Annotated in this window: 2 protein-coding genes; both read right to left on the bottom strand. The window is 53.1% G+C overall.

All coding sequences use genetic code 11. From position 1 onward, the window contains the following. Nucleotides 1-91: 91 nt before the first annotated feature. A complete protein-coding gene (locus tag AC3WVG_RS11260) occupies nt 92-1,276 on the bottom strand; it encodes a hypothetical protein (protein WP_488798214.1) in 1,185 nt (394 codons plus the stop codon). A 264-nt stretch (nt 1,277-1,540) separates the two neighbouring features. Beyond that, a complete protein-coding gene (locus AC3WVG_RS11265) occupies nt 1,541-2,950 on the bottom strand; it encodes a transposase (protein WP_488798215.1) in 1,410 nt (469 codons plus the stop codon). Nucleotides 2,951-3,092: the final 142 nt, after the last annotated feature.

Below are 3,092 nucleotides of genomic sequence, written 5' to 3' on the forward strand. Positions count from 1 at the left end.
CCGTTCTGCCCTACCCTGCTCCTTCGTTTGCTTGGCGGCGAATGTACAGTTGGTTGCTTGACTTATTTTCTCTAGTATCAGTAGACCGCAATCAAAGGGGAGCCGGCACGATGATCTCCAGTCTAAATCCCAGGCGTTGCTTGATCACTTCCCACAACCAAAGCCGCCAACGTGCCAAAGGCAAAAGGTGGTGAAGCACCTGACGGGGACCACGTTGCGGCGCATACAAATATGTCCATTTGACAAAGCTCCACAAATTGAGCATGAGCAGAGCGATGCCGACATAAAAGAACCGCAGGGCGGGCGACTTGGAGGTGGTACGAGCACGTACCTGATTCATCAGGCGGTAACTGGTTTCGATTCCAAAACGGAACCGATATTCTTCATAGATTTGGAGGGGGTGCATTTTCAACTCGCCAATGACAATGTAGGCAAAGCGATAGATGCCGCGTCGCTTGTAGCGTCCTTTCGAATACTTGCAGGCGATGTGAACCGTGAAGGTCTCGGTGGGGTAGATGGTACTTCTACGAGTGTAGGTGGTGACGTAGCTTTTCTTGCGACCTTGGACCAAGGCCCGTGTGCCGCCGTTCTTGCCCCGAATGATCAAAGGGATGATGCTGGGGAAAGGCTGTTGTTTGAGATAGCCAATCACTCCGTTGTTGTCGAACTCACGGTCCAGGAGAAGCCTTTTGATTTCCACACCCAAGTCTTTCGCTTTCTGTTCCAATCTCCTCAGTATATCAATGGCTTTGTCAGATTTACGGACGAAAGTCAGAGCCAAGGTATACCGTTTGTTGTTCTTGATCGTGTAGAAGGTGGCGTAGGCATGAAAGTGGGTCGTACCGCTTTTGGCTTTTCCCCGGCGGACCGCTTCATCATCAGCGTCATGTTTCCCATGATAGGGGATCAGGACCAGGTCAATAGCCGTGCGCAACGGTCGGGCCAACATCTTGTCGGGCAGGTGAGCAACCAGCATCTCGTTCAGCACGGCTTCCAAAGCATCCAAGTCCTCGTCCGCAGGAAGTACCCCCTTGATGGCATGGCGTACCGTGTTGGCACTGGGACTGGTTTCCAACACGTCACACATCGTCTCTATGGTTTCCCGCTCTGTGGATGCAGCAATGATCACGTCCCAAATGTCTTGCTCGTCGTACTGGCAACCTGCCCGGTCCAACTGGAAGTAGGTTTGCAGGGTTTCCAAAACCAGTTGGTGAGTGTCCCGCGCCGAGAGCCGTTTTGTCTTTCGTGTCGAGTTGTGAGATTGCTTGTGAGTCATCTTGTCACCTCCAGATTCACCCCAAGAGTAACCCAACCAGGCTGTTTTCGCAAGCCGGCCTGTGCTCACTGCGGTCTACTGACACGACTTTTGCAGTGAAATAGCCTGGTATTCATGTGGCACGAAAGCCCGGAAACAAAAAGAAAGATTAACAACCGAATAGTATGTTTTTTGCTACCCAGGAGAAGGACGCACCCTCCCCTACCCCGGCTAGAGCAAGCTAGCCAGGTAGACATGAACCGTATTGTCACTGCCAAGGCGACGTCAGGAGCAAACCGTTGCCAGGAACGGCGTCATGACCTCACGCAGGCTGTGGCCTTGGGTCACAGCAGCAGCGATGAAGCAAGCCAGAAGCCACAAGCTCTGAGCCTGGGCCGTACGACGCCAGAAAGCAGCGCTGCCCTCAAGATTGCACTTGAGTTGGCGTTGAAGCTTGTGCAAGAGAGCCTCGTCGTGTGGGGCGGCTTGCAGTAAGCTGTAGGTCACGGCGACGAGGGCAATATGCCGGTAGATTGCCTCAAAGTCCCGCACTTGATACTGGTCCAGCCCCTCCGCCTTGCCCTCTTCATGATAGACTTCAACGGGCCAGCGGTGGCGACGGATGCGCATGATGCCGGTCGCTTGCCAGTACAAACGGTTCGAGTTGGTGAAAACCGGTTTATCGGACAAGTCGGCCTGGCGATGACTGATCACCAGGCGTTGCTTGCCAAAGTTGCGAATGCGGTGTGTACGACAATAGGTGTAATAGGTTTTCCTTTCTCCTTTGTAATCGAACGAAATCTTGTGAAAGACTCTCTTGTCGCCTGATTCAACAGCTGCCAGGTGCTCCTCTTTCAGTCGCTGGGCGAAGCTTGCCAGCGATTCAGCGCCGGTGGCCAAGAGTACCTCGTCGTCAACGGCCAAGTCGCCCACGTATGACAACTGCAAGTCCTTGTCGAGGTAGCGACAAAAGGCAGGTTTCGTGTACCAGTTGTCAAAGGCTACCGGCAGCTTCAACCCTGGATTGTCAGCTACCCAGACCTGGAGCAACTGGCGAGCAATCAGCAACTTGCTCTGATAGAGTGCGGCAACTTCTGGTTTCGATTGGTGACGCCGCCACACACCCAGCAAGTAGTTGCGCCACTTCTTGGGTTCCTCGTCTTTGAGGGCAAACTTGCTGTCTCGCAGCTTCACACCCGCAGCCGGAAGCCCATGCTCCAGCTTTTCCAAGTCGGCTGGCTTCCACAACTGGAAGGCGACCGGATAGTCTGTCAGATCATCGCTGTAATGCAGATTGACCAGATTGTGAGCCCACACATGATGTTTCAGCGCCGGGTCATAGAGATAGGCAATCTGGTCAAAGTGCCGACCGTAATGAGCCAGGTGGGTGTCATCGACACTGAGCACACCTTTGCGCTTCATTTGCGTCCCTGGCAAGCTGGCCAGGAGCGCCAAGCGGGCTTGGTTCAAGGCTTCCACCGAATACGGGCTCTCCGTCAAGAAGCGATTCAGACTGCTTTGGTTTCGACTCTCCAGCACAAAAAGCCGGTTGATGCCTTCCACGGTCTTGTTCTCAGAGACGATGAGACCGCTGATATATCGCTGAAACTGCACAAAAGCCTTCTCTGAGAAGACGGAGGCAAAGAAGGGCGCATAGTGTTGCACCAATTCGGGAAACTCAACCAGTGGCAGCATGAGCAAAGCTCCTTTCTGATTCCTATCGAATCTATAACTATAGTTTCGCGTTAACATAAGAGCACGTTAACAAGCTAACAACCGGACTTGACCTATCCCTGTCTGATATGATACGATTAGGCGCTCAATCTGTCATTTCTCA

Source organism: Desulfovulcanus sp. (assembly GCF_982781345.1).

Excerpts from the sequence above, each read along its gene's own strand:
- AC3WVG_RS11260 (WP_488798214.1), bottom strand. The coding sequence starts at position 1,276 with ATGACTCACAAGCAATCTCACAACTCGACACGAAAGACAAAACGGCTC.
- AC3WVG_RS11265 (WP_488798215.1), bottom strand. The coding sequence starts at position 2,950 with ATGCTGCCACTGGTTGAGTTTCCCGAATTGGTGCAACACTATGCGCCC.